This window comes from Collinsella aerofaciens ATCC 25986 (assembly GCF_964259375.1).
Lineage (GTDB): Bacteria > Actinomycetota > Coriobacteriia > Coriobacteriales > Coriobacteriaceae > Collinsella > Collinsella aerofaciens_BO.
Genome location: NZ_CAXVJM010000008.1, coordinates 57451 through 76050, shown reverse-complemented (window position 1 = coordinate 76050; position 18600 = coordinate 57451). Strand labels below are relative to the sequence as shown.

Here is an 18600-nt window from a genome sequence, read left to right as displayed (position 1 = left end):
GGAGGTATCTCCCTCCTCCGTGGCGGCGCTTTTGTGCGTGGGCGAGAAGGGCTTGCCACGAAACCGGCCCATCTACTACGTTTATCCCCTTACCCCCAACCATGCCAAAAAACGCGAAAACAAAAACGCAGGTAGAACGCCTGCGGTTTTCTGGAAAACGGGGGCATGGTTGGGGGTATCGAGTCAAACGTAGTAGATGGGCCGATTTCGTGGCGGGCGCTGTCAGCCGGTTTCCGCGGGTGGAAGAAAATGGATCATTTTGGTCCCGCGAGGCTTGCGGAGGCACTCGTGCAGGGCCGCCCGAACAAAACTATGCCGGTTTACTACGACGAATTCGACATTCCCGACCATGACTGCATTTTTCTAAATATCGAAAGCGTTCTACCTGCGGTTTTGTAAGCGCGCAATTTGCCGTGGTCGAAAGTGGGCGATTCATCGTAGTAAACCGACATAGTTTTGAAATGGTATTAAATCTGTAGCAGCCATTTTGCTATGCGGGAGTGGTTGGCAGTTGGGTAATTACCCTCGCAGGTAGGCGATGGCGATCTGCGTGCGGTTGCGCAGGCTCATTTTGGCTAGGATCGAGCTGATGTGGTTGCGCACGGTGCCTTCGCCCATATAGGCGGTGGCGGCAATCTCCTTGTTGTCGAGACCGCGGGCGATGAGCTCGGCGACTTCGAACTCGCGGTCGGTTAGGCTGGCGAAGGCCGCAGGCCGGCGGGGCGTGCCCGCCTCAACGCTCGTTCCGTCAAAATCGATGTCCTCGATCGCCTTGCCCTCGAGCACGCGTTTATTGTCCATGACCTGCGCCAATGCCGGCGGAATGGCGGCGACATCGGTTTTGATCAGGTAGCCGCGGGCACCCAGTTTGAGCGCCGACACAATGTACTCGTCATCCGAGAATGTCGTCAGAAACACCACGCGCGCCGCAGGGTCGCGCTCAAGGATCTCGCGTGCCGCCGAAAGTCCGTCACGCCCCGGCATCTGGATGTCGAGCAGTGCGATATCGGGTGCGTGTTCGGCGTAGAGCGCCACCGCGTCGTTGCCGTTGGCACCGGTGCCCACCACTTCGATCTGTGGCTGGGCGCCCAGGATAATCTTGAGCGAATCGACCACCAAGCGGTCGTCGTCGACAACAATGAGCCTCATCGGCTCTCATCTCCTTGCTGTTTGGGAACGGTGGCAAACACGCACCAGCCGCCGACGCCGGCGCGCGGGCCGGCGGTAAAGGTGCCGCCAAGCGCCTCGATGCGCTCGCGCATGGAGCCGAGCCCCATGCCCTCGGCGACGCCGCGACCACCTGTCCGGGTCCCGCCATTGCCATCGTCGGTAACGATGAGCTGGTAAAACGACGGATGCTCCATGCATCGCACGGTGACAGCATGGGCGCAAGCGTGGCGCATGGTGTTGGATAGCGCCTCGCGCAGGACCGCCGCAAAGCAGTTCGCGACGTTTGCGGGCGCATGTTCGGTCATAACTTCAAGCTCAATCTGCGGGCCGCCGTCCGAGCGTGCGCCTTCAACAATGCGTTCGAGCTGCACGGAAAGGTCGACGGCGTTGTCGTTGAGCGCGTGGACGCTGGTGCGCACAAGTTGGAGCGCCTCGTCAACGGTGCGCTTGACGTCGGCGAAATCGGCGGCGACGCCGGGTTCATCGGCGTGGACTATGCGCAGGGCCTCGGTCTGCAGCGAGGCACGTGTAAGTTGGTGGCCGACACTATCGTGGATCTCGCGCGCGATGCGGGCACGTTCGGCGAGTGTCGCGAGTTCGACCTCGTAGTCCTGGCGGTCGGCAAGATCGCGGTTGCGCGCTTCGAGCGCGAGGGCTCGTTCTTGCAGCTCATCGCGGGTACGGCGCATGCGCTGCTGCTCGCGCTCTAGCTGGGCGGTACGTAGCGACAACAAGGTGGCGGCAACCGAAAGGATGGCGGTCAGCAGGAGCGTTCGTGCGGTGAGCGCGTCGGTGCGAAAGTCCGCGACGAGCGCAAAGACAAAGGCGACGCCAATGCCCAGCGCGACCCAGGCGTGCTCGCGGCGCACGCGTCGCGCGATGTCATAGAGGGCGAGGGGCGCAAACGGCACAAACGGCGGCACGAAGACGGCCGCGATGATGTAAACGTAGCTCGCGGCCTCGCTGGCGCGACGGGCGCGCTCTCCCTGCGCGAGCTCGGCCAGCGAGGTGGTAATAACGCCAAGGCAAAACGCCGCGACCAGGCGAGCGTCGACAGCAAGGCCCACGGCAGCTGCGATGCAGCACGCCAGCACGATCGATTTGTCGAAAAGCCTGTTCATACGGGTATTGTACGCGAAGCCGCGCGTGGTGGAGGGGCCGCCTGCGCAACCGTGACATTCCTCCCGCGCGGCAAATCGGCGTCGATCGCTCGCGCGAGCGGGGGTTTCGCCTCCGCCCCCCCCGCACTCGTGACAAAGCTCACTGGTGCGCGCCGCCCGCTCCTGCGATGATGAAATCGTACCGGGCCACGACCAACAGAAGGGCCGCCTCATGACAGACATCGTCCATGTCGAAAACCTCGTCAAGCGCTACGACGACCTTATTGCGCTCGACCACTTTAATCTGAGCATCGCCCCCGGCGAGATCTTTGGCCTGCTCGGCCCCAATGGCTCGGGCAAGACCACGTCCATCAACTGCATTTTGCAGCTGCTTTCCTACGACAAAGGCACCATCGAGCTGTTCGGCGAGCCCATGACGCCCATGCGTTACGACCTCAAGCGCCGCATCGGCGTGGTGCCGCAGCAGGTGGCGGTGTTCGACGAGCTCACCGTGCGCGAGAACATCGACTATTTCTGTAGCCTCTACGTCAACGACCGCAAGCGCCGCCGTGCGCTCGTGGACGAGGCGATCGACTTCGTCGGTCTGGGCGACTTTACCAAGTTCCGCCCCGGCAAGCTCTCGGGCGGTCTGGCGCGTCGCCTCAACATTGCCTGCGGCATCGCGCACAAGCCCGAGCTCATCTTCTTTGACGAGCCCACGGTGGCGGTCGACCCGCAGAGCCGCAACGCCATCCTGGAGGGCATCTGCCGCCTGCGCGACGAGGGCGCCACGGTGGTGTATACCAGCCATTACATGGAGGAAGTCGAGCAGATCTGCAGTCGCATCATGATCATGGACGGCGGCCGCGTGCTGGCGCAGGGCACCAACGACGAGCTCAAGCGCATGATCCAGATGGGCGAGCGCGTGACCGTCGAGGTCGGCGCCGTCGAGCCCGCCACGGTCGAGCGGCTGCGCGCCCTCGAGCACGTGCTCAGCGTCGAGCTGTCCGGCGGCGAACTCGTCTGCACCTGCGAGGCGAGTCCGCACAACCTGGTCGACATCCTCGACACATTGCGCGCCGCCGACGTGGCGCTCGGCCGCGTGTGGAGCGAGCCGCCGACCCTCAACGACGTGTTCCTCGAGATCACCGGCCGCGAGCTGCGCGACTAGGGGGCGGCCATGTTCAACACCATTGTCATTACGGTCAAGACGCTGCTGCGCCGGCCGAGCACGTGGGTTTGGGGCGCGATCTTTCCCGTCGCGCTCTCCACGATGTTCATGTTTATGTTTGCGAATCTGAGCTCCGACGGCACGGTCGACCCGGTGCCGGTTGCCGTCGTGGCGGACGAGGCCTGGGACGCCTCGACCTTTAAGGACGTGGCGGCTTCGCTTGCCAAGGAAGGCGACGACCAGCTGCTCGATGTGAGCGAGTACGAAGACTTGGCTGCCGCGCGCAAAGCGCTCAAGGCCGGCGAAGTCGCGGGCATTTACACGGTGGATACCGCGGGCACGCCCAAACTCACATTGCTTTCGAGCTATGACAGCTCGCGTGCGTCGACGGTGCTCACCGACCGCAGCATTTTGGAGACGGTGGCAAGCTCGTATACACAAAATGCCGAGCTCATGTCCCAGATTGCCCAAGACAACCCGGCGGCGCTCGCCGACCCGGAGGCGGTTGCGCGCGCCCTGTCGCTCGAGGGTGGCACCCGCCGCGTAAGTCTGACACGCACCACGCCCGATGGTACGGTCGTCTACTACTACGCGCTCTTTGGCCTGGTCGCGATGATGTCTGCCGAGTTTGCCGCCTTGAGCGTCGTCGATCTGCAGCCCAATCTGTCGGGCCTTGGTGCGCGTCGCTGTGTGGGCGGTCTTTCCAAGACGGCGTCGCTAGCCGGCATCTTTGTCGGCTCGTGGCTGGTTTCCTTTGCCTCGATGGCGGTCGCGATTAGCTACGTGCGCCTAGTCGTTGGCGTTGACTTTGGCGGGCGCGAGGGGCTGTGCCTGCTGGGCGGTGCTGCATCCGCGCTTGCCGCCACGGGCTTGGGGCTCTTTGTGGGCACGCTTCCCGTTAAGGGCGGCAAGGCGTCCAAGTCGGGCATCCTCACGGGCTTTGCCACCACGTGTGCCCTGTTTGCCGGGCTCTACGGCGAGCCGGCGATGGCACTTGCCGACGATGTCGCCCGCGCCTGCCCGGCCGAGTGCTGGCTCAACCCCGTCAAGCTCATCTGCGACATGTTCAATCGCCTGTATTTCTTTGAGGACCTGGGGCCCTTCGCCGTCCGCGCCGGCGCGCTCGTCCTGATGGCCCTGGTGTTTGTCGCCGCCGCTACGCTGATCTTTGGAAGGAGCCGCTATGAGCACCTTTAAGACCGCGCTTCGCATGGCGCTGGCGCACCCGTTCTACCTGCTCATCTATACGGTGTTCATCTCGCTCATGGGCGTATTCATCGCGGCCTCGGTGAGCTGGAACTCGTCGCAGCTTACCGAGTACGAGCCCTACGACACCAACGTGATCGTGGTCGACCGCGACAATAGCGACCTTTCGCGGGCGCTTACCAAGCACCTGGGCTCACGCTTTGACCTGGTCACGGGCGTTGGTGACGATACGTACGACCTTGCGGATGCGCTCGCCAAGAGCAACAGCGCCAAGGGCAGCGCCGACTGCGTGTTCTTTATCCCGGAGGGGTTTGAGGACGACCTTGTTGCGGCCGCCCGTGCGGGGGAGGCCCTGCCCAAACTCGACGTGACGTACGGCTCCGGCACCATGGCGGCGGCGCTCTCGTCTGCCGAGGCCTCGCGCTGGATCTCGCTCGCGGGTGCTGCGGCGGCACTTGAGCCAGCTGTCTCCAACGGTGACGTCGCCAAGGCCGCCGAGCACGCTGCCGCAAAGCGCGCGGAGGTCGAGATTGAGCAGATCAAGGTCGACTCGACTGCCGCTGCCACGCTCGAGTCGTACTTCAACTTTGGCGCGTACGCGATTATCTCGTCGGTCATCGTGTCGGTGGGACTGGTGTTTTCGGGCATGAACGAGCCCGAGCGCGTGCGCCGCATGGAGGCCGGCCCGGTCTCCGAGCGCCAGCGCTCGCTTGCTGTGTTCGCGGCTGCCGCGGTGCTCACCGTCTGCATCTGGTTTGTGTCGAGCATGATGGGCGTTGTGAGCTTTGCCGGTGCGGTCGCCGAGGTCGGCGTGGGTCGTGTGTGCCTGGCGCTGGCGGCAACGTTTGCCCTGGCGTGCACGCCGCTGGCCGTTGGCTTTACGCTGTCGAGCCTGGGCGCGCGCGAGGAGCTGCTCAACGGTGTGGGCAACCTGCTCGGCATGCTCATGACGTTTTTGGGCGGCGCCTGGATGCCATTGTCGCTGATGGGTCCGGTCGTGCAGACGGCGGCGCACTTTGTGCCGACGTTTTGGGTGAACGACGCGATCGGCAAGGCGCTCGCCGCGGACCTGACGTCCACCGTGCTGGGCGACATCGCCTGCGATCTGGGCGTCACGGTGCTCTTCGCCGCCGCCATCGCCGCCGTAGGCCTAGCCCTCGCCCACAACAAATCCCACGCCTAACCGCCTAGTCATTGGGGACGTTCTTAAACGACTGGTCGCTGGGGACAGTCTTTGCCGATTCGCCGGCTCGCCGGCCGGGCTGGCAAGGACTGTCCCAATATGCCGGCCTTTGGGGACCACTCATTGGGGACAGACTTAAATGAGCGATTTCACTCATTTAAGTCTGTCCCCAATGAGTGGGTTGGAAAAAAAGTCGCGCCTGTCGCTTAAAAATAGTTCACCTGGGTTTACTATTACCCTAGAAAAGTAGCAGAAGGCTAACAACGGGGGATAGCATGGCAGCGCAGAAAGCCTATGTCCAGGTCAAAGGGCTCAAGAAACACTATGGCGACGGTGATGCGCGCCTGACGGTACTCGATGGCATCGACACGTCCATCAACCGCGGCGAGATCTGCGTCATGCTGGGGCCCTCGGGCTCGGGCAAGTCGACCTTTCTCAACCTCATTGGCGGCCTGGAGGATGCCGACGGCGGCTCCATCATGGTGGACGGCTGCGACCTCACGGTGCTCAAGCCTGCCGATCTGGGCGAGTACCGCCGCCGCGAGCTGGGCTTTGTCTTCCAGTTCTACAACCTGGTGTCCGACCTTACCATCAAGGAGAACATCGAGGTCACGGCACACCTGTCCAAAAACCCGCTCAATGTCGACGACCTGCTGCGTTCGCTGGGCCTCTACGAGCACCGCAACAAGTTCCCGCGCCAGGTCTCGGGCGGCCAACAGCAGCGCTGCGCCATCGGTCGTGCGCTCGTCAAAAACCCGGGCCTGCTGCTGTGCGACGAGCCCACGGGCGCGCTTGACTACAAGACGTCCAAGGAAATCTTGCAGCTCATGGAGGATGTCAACCGCACCTACGGCTGCACCATCATCATCGTCACCCACAATGCCGCTATCGCGCGCATGGCCAATCGCGTGCTGCGCCTGCGCGACGGGCACATCGTCGAGGATGAGCTCAACGAGTCGCCCATCGCGGCCGCCGATCTCGATTGGTAGGCGACGCCATGACACCTCTCGCAAAACGTCTCCCGCGCGAGCTGCGCCGCAATATCGGCAAGTACCTGGGCATCTTTTTGCTTATGTGCGGAAGCATCGCCCTTACCTCGGGCTTTTTGCTCGCGGCGCATTCCATCGGCTGCCTCATCGACGACATGCGCGACGAGTACACGATTGAGGACGGCCGCGTGACCACCTCCTTCGAGGCTACCAAAGACCAGCTCAAGGCCGCCGAGGATGCAGCCGGCGACGTCGGTGGCGTCACGCTCTACAAGAATTTCTCCATCGACGCCATCATCAAAAAGACCGCCGGCGACGACGGCACCAAGCGCACCCTGCGCACCTACGTGCATCGCACTAAGGTTGACATTGCGTCCTACTGCGAAGGCAAGCAGCCCAGGGCGGACGATGAGGTGGCAATCGACCGTGTCTTCGCCACCAACAACGACCTCGCCGTGGGCGATAAGGTCGAGCTTGAGGGCCGCACCTACACCATCTGCGGCATCATGACCCAGCCCGATAGCCAGGCGCTGTTCCTCAACAATTCGGACTTTACGGTGAACACCATCACGTACGGCGTGGCCGAGGTCACCGACGCCGGCTTTGCCGCGCTCGAGGATGCCGGCGGCGCGCCTGCCTGCACCTACTCCTTCACCTTTGCCGATCGCGACCTCCCCACCGCGGATCGCATCGATGCGGAGCAGGATATGGTCGAGGCGCTGACCGATGCCGATGCGCGCGTGGACGATCTGATCGATGCCGACTCCAACCAGGGCATTGGCTATGCGCGCGATGACGTGGACGGCGACTCCATGATGTGGATGACGTTGCTCGACATCATCATCGTGATCATGGCGTTTGTCTTTGTGGTGCTCACCGACGCCACTATCGAGGAGGAGAGCGCCATCATCGGCACGCTGCTCGCCAGCGGCTATCGCCGCCGCGAGATCGTGCTGCACTACCTGGCACTTCCCGCCATCGTGGGCGTGCTCGCGGCACTTTTGGGCACCGCGCTCGGCGTTGCGTTCTTTACCGAGCCCATGCGCGGTCTCTACTACGGCTCGTACAGCCTGCCGCCCTTCCAGGTGTACTGGAGCTGGGAGATCTTTGTGAAGTGCGCCGTGGTCCCCGCCGCCGCGCTCATCCTCATCACGCTGGTAGGCCTGCTTCGCAAGATGGGCAAGACGCCGTTGCAGTTCCTTCGCCACGAGGCGAGCGGCAAATCGGGCACCAAGCGCGGCCTGCAGCTGCCGGAGCGCATGGGCTTTGTCTCGCGCTTCCGCCTGCGTATCTTCCTGCGCAACCTGGGCAACTTTGCCACGCTCTTCGTGGGCATTGCGTTTGGGTCGCTGCTGCTGCTCTTTGGCCTGGCGATCCTGCCCACGATGACGCACTATGCGGACAACCTCGAGACGAGCCTGGTCGCCGAGCACCAGTACACGCTCAAGGCGCCGCTGGAGCTCGGGGGCACTGCCGAGGAGCGTGAGCAGTGGTCGGCGCTCGAGCGCTTGCAGTCGGTTGACGGCGCGCTGCTTTCTGCCGCCCAGGATGCCGATGACGAGCTTGACGACGCGGCCGATGCGGCGCAGACGGCAGCCGATGCCGCGAACGCATCTCCGTCTGCCGAGAGCCTGACTGCAGCGCGGGATGCGCTTGCCAAGGTCCAGGACAAGAAGGATGCGCTCTACGCGCGCCTTGACGACCTTGCCGATGCCCTCGGCTGCAACCGCGACGAGGCTATCGACCTGATTGACAAGGCCTCTAAGATCGACACTGACAACGACGATATCCACCCGGTCAATACAATCGACAACGGTGCAGGCGCAATCGCACAGGCCGAGAAATACGCCGTTTACCAGCTGCAATACGACCGCGGCGATGGTAATGGGCAGGAGACGATTTCCGTCTACGGCATCTCGCCCGATTCGCGCTACTGGAAAGACCTCAACGTCAGCGACGGACGCGTCGTCTTTGGCGGCGGTCTGCTCGATAAGTTTGGCTGGAGCGAGGGCCAGAAGGTCACACTCAGCGACAAGTACGAGGGCGAGCATTATTCTCTTGAGTACGCGGGCAAGGATTGTGCCTGGGGCTCAAAGTCGGACATGAATATCTATATGAGCATCGACGACTTTAACGAGCTGTTCGACAACGACGCCGCCTACTTTAACGGCTATGTGAGCGACGAGAAGCTCGACTTCGATGCTCGTTACTTTGCCGGTGACATCACGCCCGACGACATGCGCGCCGTGGGCGACCAGTTTATAGGCATGATGAGCAAAATGATCGGCATGATGGTTGGGCTCGCGGTGTTTATCTTCCTGCTGTTTATGTACCTGCTGACTAAGGCTGTGATCGACCATAGCGCCCGGTCGATTAGCTACATGAAGGTCTTTGGCTATCGCGATGGCGAGATCTCGCATCTGTACATCCGGTCGATCACACTGTGCGTGGCGGCGTCGCTTGTGCTGAGCCTGCCGGTCATTATTGGCTCGCTCACGGCCATCTTCCGCTCGATGCTGCTCGCCTACAACGGAAATATCGAGATCTACGTGCCCGCTTGGTCCATGGCTGCATGCGTCGGCATTGGCTTTGCGACCTACCTGATCGTGGCGCTGCTACACACGCGCTCTATCAAGCGCGTCAGCCTGGCCGAAGCTCTCAAGGTGCAGGAGTAGCCCCTTATTGGTCATTGGGGACGTTCTTAAATGACTAGTCATCGGGGATAGTCTTTGCCGATTCGCCGGTCTGCCGGTCGGGTTGGCAAGGACTGTCCCTAACTGCCGGCAGGAAAGGAACGTCCCTAGCTGCCAGGTGGCGAGGCACTCATTTAAGTCTGTCCCCAATGAGTGGTTTCAGTCATTTAAGTCTGTCCCCAATGACTAGGTGCCGCGCTTGACTTCGACCCTACTTCAACGGGTACTATCCTCTATGTCTGTAACGCCATATAGACCGAGGGGATATATCTATGACCGCAACTGCACCCGCAGCACCCGCTAAGGTGTACTTCACCAACCTGCGCACGCATGCTCGCGAGAGCCAGCTCGACAAGCTCAAGCGCCTCATCCGTCGCGCCGGTATTGAGCAGATCGACTTTGAGAACAAGTTCGTCGCCATCAAGATTCACTTTGGCGAGTTGGGCAACCTGAGCTTTTTGCGCCCCAACTACGCCCGCGCCGTCGCGGATGTCGTGAAGGAGCTGGGCGGCAAGCCCTTCCTCACCGACTGCAACACGCTCTATGTGGGTAGCCGCAAAAACGCGCTCGAGCACATCGACACCGCCTACCAGAACGGCTTTACCCCGTATGCCACGGGCTGCCAGATCATCATCGCCGACGGCCTCAAGGGTACCGACGAGGCACTTGTCCCGGTCGAGGGTGGTGAGTACGTGCACGAGGCCAAGATCGGTCAGGCACTCATGGACGCCGATATCGTGATCAGCCTCACCCACTTTAAGGGCCATGAGCAGGCCGGTTTTGGCGGCGCCATGAAGAACCTGGGCATGGGCGGCGGCAGCCGTGCCGGCAAGATGGAACAGCATGCCGCCGGCAAGCCGAATGTCGCGACCGAGCACTGCGTTGGCTGCCGTGCCTGCGAAAAGATCTGCGCGCATAACGCCATCTCGTTTGACGACACCCGCGAGCGCGAGCTTGCCAACGGTAACACCCGCACGGTTCGCGTGGCTGCCATCGACCACGATCGCTGCGTGGGCTGCGGCCGCTGCATTGCGGCATGCAACCAGGACTGCATCAAGCCCGGCTATGACGCCGCGGCCGATGTGCTCAACTGCAAGATCGCCGAGTACACGAAGGCTGTCGTCGACGGCCGCCCGAGCTTCCATATCTCGCTTGCTATGGACATCAGCCCCAACTGCGATTGTCATCCCGAAAACGATACGCCTATCGTCAACGACATCGGCATGTTCGCGAGCTTCGACCCGGTCGCCATCGATCAGGCCTGCGCCGACGCCGTCATGGCGTCCGAGCCGCTGCCCAACACCGAGCTCACCGATAGCGCGGCCAAGATGGAGCACAACCACGAGCATCTGGAGGGCGAGCAGGCGCACGACCCCTTCTGCATCACGCATCCCGACACCGACTGGCGCGCGTGCATCGCGCATGCCGAGAAGATCGGCCTGGGCACGAGCGAGTACGAGCTCATCGAGGTCAAGTAGCGCCTAGCTATTGGACAAAACAAGCGCATTTGTAGCGCAACGTTAGCAAAAGCCGCCCGTGAGCACAGCGCCCACGGGCGGCTTTTCGGAAGTGCGGTGAAAAATCGAATACCGCCGACCACAAACCGTTTTTTGGCAACAAAACCCCTGATAAATCGTTGGTAAAACTGCGGTCTGGTCGGGCTTCGCGCGATTTTCCCCGCACTTCCGAAAACAGGGGGTCAGATAAATCCCCAGACGTTGCTTTTTGCCTAAAAATACTCGTCGAGGAAGTCGTCGACCGTATTCCAGTAGAGCTCGGGGTCAACTTGCGCACTCTTGGCGTGGGTGGCGCCATGGATGGTGAGCTTTTGCTTGACCTTGCTGGCGCACGCGTCGTAGTTTTGGTCGAGCATGTCGTACGGCACAAAGGTGTCCTGGTCGCCGTGGATAAACAGCATGGGAACCGTCGCGTGTTTGAGTTGCTCCACACTGCTCGCCTTATGAAAGTCGTAGCCCGCGCGCACGTTGCATACCAAGTTTGCTACATCGAGCAAGGGAAAGCTGGGCAGGCCGAACACGTCCTTGAGCTGCAGAGAAAACTCGTCCCAAACACTCGTATAGCCGCAGTCCTCGATAATGCATTTTACGTTTGCGGGCAGAGATTCCCCCGCGACGTTCATGGCGGTTGCCGCACCCATCGACTCGCCAAAGACCAAGATGCGTGCCTCGGGGTCAGCCTGAACGATCCGCCCAATCCATGCAACGACATCTAGCCGCTCGGGCCAGCCCATGCCGATATAGTCGCCGCCGGAGCGCTCGTGGGCGCGGGCGGCGGGTGCGAGTACGTTCATGCCGCGGTCGTGGAATCGCTTGACGTATCGGGCCATACCGATGGGCTCGTTGGTATATCCATGCAGGCAGACGGCGTAGTCGTGCGTGCTCTCCGAAGCAGCAAAATACCAAGCGGCAAGCTCGGTTCCGTCATCTGCGGTGAGGCTGCTGCTCTCGCGATTCTCTTTAAACCACGCCCGCGCCTCGGTGTCCTCGGCATCCGGCTGCTCACCTTCTTTGTCGTTCTTGCTATCCTGCATCATCTTCATGGTGTACGGCGCTTGGGGGTTCAGGGCAAAGTCAAACAAAAAGTTGCCGGCAAATCCGAGCAGCGCAACGACAACCACCAGTGCAACGATGCCGGCTATCTTGAGCTTTCGATGGGAACGTGCGTTTTGAGCCATGCAGTATTCTCCTATAAGATGTTAATACATCAACATTTAATGCAAGCGCATTATGGACGTTCGCCGTTGATGCGTCAACAAGCAAAGAATGGGTAAACAAAGGGTCACGTATGGTACAAATTTCGCACGTACCCAGACGCTTTGATATAGTGTTGAGAACTCTTTACGTTGGAGGATGTAACCGGCATGTCCGATTCGAGCGACAGTTCTAAGCCGCGACCCAAGACCGCGGCCGTTCCACACTACACGGTGGGCGAGGAGATCATGAACTCCGTCACCCATGGTGTCGGCTGCCTGCTGGGTATCGCGGGCCTGGTGCTCCTGATCGTATTCGCCGCCCTGCGCGGCGGAGGCCCAGCCCACATGGCCGCGGCAATTGTCTATGGCGTCAGTATTATCCTCGAATACCTAGCCTCCACGCTCTACCATGCGATTCAGCCCGCGGGCGCCAAGCGCGTGTTTCGCATCATCGACCACAGCTGCATCTACCTGCTCATAGCCGGCAGTTATACGCCGTTTTGCCTCATCACGCTTGCAAACGACGGCGGCCCTGCGCTGTTCTTTGCCGTATGGGCCATCGCCATTATCGGCATCGCCCTCGAGTGCTTTATGCGCGAGCGTCAACCGCACTGGGTAAGCGGCCTGGTCTACCTGCTGATGGGCTGGCTCGTCGTCTTTAAGCTGCCCGAGCTCGTGGCGCTGCTGAACCCCGTCGCGCTTGCCCTGCTCGCCGTCGGCGGCGTGTGCTATACCGTGGGTGTGCCGTTCTATATCGCCAAAAACGTGCGCTATCTGCACAGTGTTTTCCACTTGTGGGTGCTCGCCGGCAGCATCTTCCAGTTCATGGCGGTGATCCTCTTCGTAATCTAGCGACCGCGCCCGCGTCCTCGTTTGGGCGCCGGCGCAATTGCCGTATCCGCCATCAACGTTTTACCCTGACGTCCCGAATCTTGGAGGTTCGAGAAACTCCCGATGGACATAACCATCTCCCTTATTACCACGCTCGTCCTGACGCTTATCAACGGCTACTTCTCCATGTCCGAGATGGCTCTCACCACGGCCAAGCGCGCCGTGTTGGAGCACGATGCCGAGGAGGGCGATAAGCGTGCCGAGCGTGCCGTCCAGCTCGCCGCCGACTCCGATCAGCTGTTGGCCACCATCCAGGTCGCCATCACGCTCGTGGGCTTTGCCTCGTCCGCCGTCGCCTCGACAAGCCTGTCCGACCCGCTTGCCACGTGGCTCATGAGCTTTGGCATCGCGCCGCTTTCCGCCATCGCGCGCGGCCTGGCGCCGGTCATCATCACCGTCGCCGTCGCCTTTGTGTCCATCGTGATCGGCGAGCTCGTACCCAAGCGCATCGGCCTCGCTAACGCCGAGGGCGTATCCAAGCAGGTCGTGGGACCGCTCTCCGTGTTCCAAAAGATCGCCCGCCCGCTCGTGTGGCTGACCGGTGCCTGCTCCGACGGCCTGGCCCGCATCCTGCGCATCAAGAGCGCCGATGACCGCCAGAACGTCTCGGAGGAAGAGATCAAGTACATGGTCTCGGAGCAGGACGACCTGCTCGACGAGGAAAAGCGCATGATCCACGAGATCTTCGACCTGGGCGACACCGTTGCCCGCGAGGTCATGGTGCCGCGCGTGGACACCACCATGTGCGAGGACGACGAGACGGTCGCCGACGTGCTGTCCACCATGCGCCAGACCGGCTTCAGCCGCATCCCCGTCTACCACGAGGATCCCGACAACGTCGCGGGCATCGCGCACATCAAGGACCTGATCCAGCCCGCGCTCGACGGCAAGGGCGACCAGCCCATCGCCGATTATCTGCGCGACGCCACCTTTGTGCCCGACACCAAGGACATCCTGCCGTTGCTGTCCGAGATGCAGACCTCGCACGACCAGATCGTGGTCGTCGTGGACGAGTACGGCGGCACGGCCGGCATCATCACCATCGAGGACATCGTCGAGGAGATCGTCGGCGAAATCGAGGACGAGTTCGACCCCGACAACAAGTACCTCACGCGCCTTTCGCGCCGCGAGTGGCTCGTCGATGGGCGTTTTTCGTGCGATGACGCGATTGAGCTTGGTTGGCCGCTCGAGGAAAGCGATGATTATGAGACCATCGCCGGCTGGATTTTGGAGCTTTGCGACTCGGTGCCCGACATCGGAGAGGTGTTTGAGGTCGCAGGGTACAAGTTCAAGGTGCAGTCGATGCGTGGCCAGCGCATCTCGCTCATTCGCGTGATCGCTCCGGCCGAAACCGATAAGAAGGATTCCGAGTCTTCGGCAGAGAAGCCGGCGGCGTCGGGTGCGGGCTCTGTGGACCCGCACGATGGCGACGAGTAGGGCAAGGACGAGTAGGGGAGAGTTATGGCAGGCCTGTTCAACATCCTTAAGGTCACCGTCAGCGAGGACAAGATTTGCGCGCACGTGCTGGTGAACCCCGGCATGCCGCTCATGACCTCGGAGGACATCGAGGCCACGGCGCGCGTGTACTACCTGGTGCCCGCGATTGCCAAGCATCTGTGCCTGGGCGATTCGGGTCGTGAGTTCCAGGACTGCATGGGCCAGACCGAGCTTTGCCACCTGCTGGAGCACGTGACGGTCGAGCTCATGAACGAGACCGGGCTTGCCGGCAGCATCTCGTGCGGTCGCACGCGCGTGAGCGAGCATGACGAGCGTGTCTTTGAGGTTGAGCTTTCGTGTCCCGACGATGCGCTGGCCATTGGCGCGCTGTCTTCGGCCACCTTTATGATGGACTGGGCGTACCTGCATGCCGATCAGCCGGCCCCCGACGTGGAGGGCACGGTCGCAGGCCTGCGTAACCTGGTGCTGGGCATGCGTGCCGAGGCCGAGGGCAAGGACCCGCACGAGGCCGTTGCCGCTGCGAACGGCGAGGACGTGGCCGAGGATGCGCCCGAGGGCGACGCTCCCGCCGATGCCGACACCGAGGCCGTTGCCGAGGCGCCTGCCGAGCCCGAGCCTGCGGAGCCCCAAGGCGTCCCGAGCTTTGACGACGAGCCGCAGATACCAATCGATACCGAGGGTGCGACCGTCGAGAACCACGAGGCCTCCGCGGCCGTCTTTGGCGGTGCGGCAACGGCTCCGTCCGGCCCGGCGCACGAGGGCAACCTGCCGCTCGTCGATGGCGCCGGCGAGAACCCGGCCGCCACGGTCGCCATGCCGGCTATGCCGCAGGAGTAGACTCACTCGCTTATCACCATCATGTACCTGCGCTTTTACCGTACGCAGATGAGCGCGACGGCAAGTGTTGCGCTGCGGGTATAATGGACAGCATTCAAACGGTGGGCATCGAGGTGCCCGCAGGAGAGGAATGATCATGGGAAAGACTTTCAGCTTTGTCTCCGGTGCGCTCTTTGGTGCTGCCGCCGGCGCTATCATCGGCGTTGCTCTGGCCCCGCGCTCGGGTGCCGAGACCCGCGCCATGGCCGCCGATATCGCCAATGATGCCTGGGACAACATGCGTGACACCTACGAGCACAGTGCCGAAGAGGCTCGTGCCGCGGTCAACGACTTTGGTCCGATGGTCGACGCCAAGACCGATGACCTGCGCGCCAAGGTCGACCTGGCCCGCGAGCGCATGGACCAGCTTCGCGAGCAGCTCAACGACGCCATCTCGGGCGGCAACGTGACGCCCGCCGCCGATGTCGTGGTCGAGAACGCCGTCGAGGCCGACGCCGAGGCCGCGGAGCCTTCGACCGAGGCATAATGCGCGCCGGGGATTTTGTCGGCGTCAAGGTTTATCGTAAGCCTGCCGAAGACAAGCGCACCAAAAAGGACGGCACGCCGCGCAGCCCTAAAAAGCTCGGCAAGATTCACTTTCCCGTCTTTACCCCGGGCGGTACGCGCGTGGTGGGCTTTATGGTTCGCCAGTCCGATATCGCGGGTATGATCGAGCGCCCCGACCGGTTTGTGGCGCTCGATGCCATCGGCGTCTATGAGGGCGCTGTCGCGGTCGACGACGTCAAGGGCACCTACGATGCCGCCGCGGCCAAGCGCCTCGATATCAACCTGGACGATTGCATCATCTGGGTTGGCATGGACGTGCGCACGGAATCGGGCGATGTCGTGGGCTACTGCTCGGACGTTGAGTTCAAGCCGCGCTCGGGCATTGTGCAGACGTTCTATGTGACCGCCAGCGCCGCATCGAGCATGTTGGTGGGCGACACGCAGGTGCCGCCGACGATGCTGCGCGGCTACGAGAACGGCGCGATGATTGTCTCGGACGAGGTCAAGACGCTTGGGTATTCGGGCGGCGCGGCCGCTAAGGCTGCCGAGGCCAGTGTCGTGGTGGGCGATAAGGTCAAGAAGGGCGCCAAGGTGCTCGATGACAAGGGGTCGGTCGCCGTGGACAAGGGCAGCCGCGCACTGGGCAAGCAGCTCGGCAAGACGCGCGGTATGTTCAAGGCCTTTAAGGACGAATATCAAAAGGCGAGCGGGGGCTCGTCAAAAGCTAGCAAATAGCGACATACCAAATGATGGGAGGCGAGCCGGAGACATGTTGCTCCGGCTCGCTGTGTTTATGGGGGAGGGCACATGCGCCAAAACGGATCTAACTTAAACGGGCGCTCGGGTGCGCGTCCGACGGCGCGCCGCGACCTGGGGCAGCTGCCCAGCGGTCAGCGTCGACGTCGCCGTAAACCCGGCGCGATGTACCTCAACCATAGCCGTGGGTTTAGCGATCGCAGCGCGCGCATCGGCAACGGGCACTCGCCGCGCCGACCGTCCCGCCTGCCCTATGCGCTCATCGCCGTGGGTTGCGCGCTCGTGCTGTTTATCGCAGCCGTCGTGGGCTACGTCAACCGCAGCGTGGACGTGGAACTCAACGGGCAAAAGACCGCGGTGCGCGTGGGCTCTACGTTGCAGAATCTTATCGACGATCAAAGCCTGACCGAAACGTACGACGCCGGCGATCTGCTGGCCGTCGACGACAGCGTGCTCAAGCGCCATGGCGGCGAAAAGCTGTCGGTGAAGGTCGACGGCAAGCGCGTGAAGCAAGGCAAATGGGATAGTCGCGAGCTTACGGGTGGCGAGAAGGTGACGGTCAAGGACGGCCGCAACGTGTACGAAAAGCACGAGGTCCAGGCCACGACTATCGAGCCAAAGCTTAAGGTCGAGGGCACAGGTGCCATTGAGTATGTCAAAACCTGGGGCGTTCAGGGCCGCTCCGAGGTATGGGTCGGCGAGCAGTCGGGCAAGACGCAGGACCGCGGCGAGGTCGTGCCCGCCACCGACTGCGTAGTCGAGTGCGCAAGCGTAGCGCCCAAGGGCAACGAAAAGTACGTGGCCCTGACATTTGACGAGGGTCCGAGCGGCGCGACCAAGCAGATCTTGCAGGTGCTCAAGGAAAAGGGCGTCACGGCGACGTTCTTCCTTTCGGGCGATGCTGCGGAAGCCTCGCCTGCTACCGCCAAAGCGATTGTCGATGCCGGGTGCGAGGTCGGCTCCAACAGCTACAGCGATGATTCGCTCAAGGGCGAGGATCGCGAGACGGTGCGCAAGCAGATCACAAAGGGCACCGAGGCGATTAAGTCGGCGACCGGCGTCGAGACGATGTTGCTGCGTGCCCCCTACGCCGCGTTTGACGAGCAAAACTGGATTGACTCGATGGACCTGGTGTCCGCCGTGGTTTCGTGGAATATCGATTCGGGCGACTGGTTGCTCAACGGCGCCGACGAGCAAGTATCGACCGTGCTCGACTCGATGACGCCGGGCAATATTGTGCTGCTCACCGATAGCGATGAATGCGCCGAGCAGACGCTCGAGGCGCTGCCGCAGATTATCGATGGCCTTGTCGCCGACGGCTACAAGATCGTGACGCTCAGCGACCTGGTCAAGACGGACACGGCATTGAGCAAAAAGCTCACCTCGCTCACCAAGGTTTCCATGCCCAAAAACGCCGTGTTCCCCCAACTCCCCGAGGACGACGACACCACAGAGTAGTCATTGGGGACTGTCCCCAACTGCCGGCATCTGGGGACGTTCCTTTTCTGTCGGCAATTAGGGACAGTCCTTTTCTGCCGTTCGCAAAGAGTGTCCCTGGCGACTAGTTGTTGAAGAACGTCCCCAATGACTATGTCACGGATGCGTCAACGTTTGGTATGCCTGCAATGTGCAGCGCATAAATTCGGTACCGCAGGGCGATGCTGATGCTATAGTTACTGCGGTTAATGAGGGTCAAGAGAAAGGTTACAGGTGAAATCCAAACCTCGACCATACAGTCGATGACCCCATGCAGGTGCTTTCTGCGCGTGCACGGGGTGTAAGTGCCGAGCGGCGTGCCGCCCGCGCATGCGTATACATATCTAAAAGTCCACGGATTGCGTGCCGGCATGGTCGCGCGGTCCGCAGGAATAATGATGGGGAGCACCA

Annotated in this window: 15 protein-coding genes; 12 read left to right on the top strand and 3 right to left on the bottom strand. The window is 62.0% G+C overall.

The window, feature by feature from the left end; all coding sequences use genetic code 11:
* Nucleotides 1-519: 519 nt before the first annotated feature.
* Nucleotides 520-1149 carry a response regulator gene (locus tag ACEXKH_RS05140; RefSeq protein ID WP_373573325.1) on the bottom strand — a complete coding sequence of 210 codons (630 nt, stop codon included), beginning with the start codon at nucleotides 1147-1149 and terminating at the stop codon, nucleotides 520-522.
* Nucleotides 1146-2291: a sensor histidine kinase gene (locus tag ACEXKH_RS05135; protein WP_373573324.1), complete on the bottom strand. Its 1146-nt coding sequence runs from the start codon at nucleotides 2289-2291 to the stop codon at nucleotides 1146-1148. Before ACEXKH_RS05135 ends, ACEXKH_RS05140 begins: the two co-directional genes overlap by 4 nt.
* A 211-nt stretch (nucleotides 2292-2502) precedes the next feature.
* On the opposite strand from ACEXKH_RS05135, the gene ACEXKH_RS05130 reads away from it, so the two are divergent.
* The 6 genes from ACEXKH_RS05130 (at nucleotide 2503) to ACEXKH_RS05105 (ending at nucleotide 10990) form a co-directional block, all read left to right on the top strand.
* Nucleotides 2503-3441, top strand: a complete 939-nt coding sequence (locus ACEXKH_RS05130; protein WP_373573323.1) for an ABC transporter ATP-binding protein — start codon at nucleotides 2503-2505, stop codon at nucleotides 3439-3441.
* A 9-nt stretch (nucleotides 3442-3450) separates the two neighbouring features.
* The gene (locus ACEXKH_RS05125; RefSeq protein WP_373573322.1) at nucleotides 3451-4638 is read left to right on the top strand and encodes an ABC transporter permease; all 1188 of its coding nucleotides are present in this window, start codon (nucleotides 3451-3453) and stop codon (nucleotides 4636-4638) included.
* Nucleotides 4625-5830, top strand: coding sequence for an ABC transporter permease (locus tag ACEXKH_RS05120; protein ID WP_373573321.1), 1206 nt, complete (start codon nucleotides 4625-4627; stop codon nucleotides 5828-5830). Before ACEXKH_RS05125 ends, ACEXKH_RS05120 begins: the two co-directional genes overlap by 14 nt.
* 275 nt (nucleotides 5831-6105) lie before the next feature.
* Nucleotides 6106-6819: an ABC transporter ATP-binding protein gene (locus ACEXKH_RS05115; RefSeq protein ID WP_373573320.1), complete on the top strand. Its 714-nt coding sequence runs from the start codon at nucleotides 6106-6108 to the stop codon at nucleotides 6817-6819.
* A gap of 8 nt (nucleotides 6820-6827) precedes the next feature.
* On the top strand, nucleotides 6828-9494 hold the full coding sequence (locus ACEXKH_RS05110) for an ABC transporter permease (RefSeq protein ID WP_373573319.1): 2667 nt from the start codon (nucleotides 6828-6830) through the stop codon (nucleotides 9492-9494).
* 290 nt (nucleotides 9495-9784) lie between these two features.
* Complete coding sequence (locus ACEXKH_RS05105) at nucleotides 9785-10990, top strand: DUF362 domain-containing protein (protein WP_373573318.1); 1206 nt, start codon at nucleotides 9785-9787, stop codon at nucleotides 10988-10990.
* A gap of 251 nt (nucleotides 10991-11241) precedes the next feature.
* Here the strand turns inward: ACEXKH_RS05105 and ACEXKH_RS05100 are convergent, their stop codons facing one another.
* Nucleotides 11242-12207 carry an alpha/beta hydrolase gene (locus tag ACEXKH_RS05100; protein WP_373573317.1) on the bottom strand — a complete coding sequence of 322 codons (966 nt, stop codon included), beginning with the start codon at nucleotides 12205-12207 and terminating at the stop codon, nucleotides 11242-11244.
* Between the two features lie 186 nt (nucleotides 12208-12393).
* Between ACEXKH_RS05100 and trhA the strand changes: the two genes are divergently transcribed.
* From trhA to ACEXKH_RS05070, 6 genes are all read left to right on the top strand, one after another.
* The gene (gene trhA / locus ACEXKH_RS05095) at nucleotides 12394-13077 is read left to right on the top strand and encodes a PAQR family membrane homeostasis protein TrhA (protein WP_238023162.1); all 684 of its coding nucleotides are present in this window, start codon (nucleotides 12394-12396) and stop codon (nucleotides 13075-13077) included.
* 102 nt (nucleotides 13078-13179) lie between these two features.
* Nucleotides 13180-14553, top strand: a complete 1374-nt coding sequence (locus tag ACEXKH_RS05090) for a hemolysin family protein (RefSeq protein ID WP_196031355.1) — start codon at nucleotides 13180-13182, stop codon at nucleotides 14551-14553.
* 24 nt (nucleotides 14554-14577) lie between these two features.
* The gene (locus tag ACEXKH_RS05085; RefSeq protein WP_373573316.1) at nucleotides 14578-15411 is read left to right on the top strand and encodes a cyanophycin synthetase family protein; all 834 of its coding nucleotides are present in this window, start codon (nucleotides 14578-14580) and stop codon (nucleotides 15409-15411) included.
* Between the two features lie 136 nt (nucleotides 15412-15547).
* Nucleotides 15548-15937, top strand: a complete 390-nt coding sequence (locus ACEXKH_RS05080; RefSeq protein ID WP_117778776.1) for a YtxH domain-containing protein — start codon at nucleotides 15548-15550, stop codon at nucleotides 15935-15937.
* The gene (locus ACEXKH_RS05075; protein WP_196031354.1) at nucleotides 15937-16692 is read left to right on the top strand and encodes a PRC-barrel domain-containing protein; all 756 of its coding nucleotides are present in this window, start codon (nucleotides 15937-15939) and stop codon (nucleotides 16690-16692) included. The genes ACEXKH_RS05080 and ACEXKH_RS05075 overlap by 1 nt, the downstream gene beginning before the upstream one ends.
* A gap of 72 nt (nucleotides 16693-16764) precedes the next feature.
* Nucleotides 16765-18171 carry a polysaccharide deacetylase family protein gene (locus ACEXKH_RS05070; protein ID WP_373573315.1) on the top strand — a complete coding sequence of 469 codons (1407 nt, stop codon included), beginning with the start codon at nucleotides 16765-16767 and terminating at the stop codon, nucleotides 18169-18171.
* Nucleotides 18172-18600: the final 429 nt, after the last annotated feature.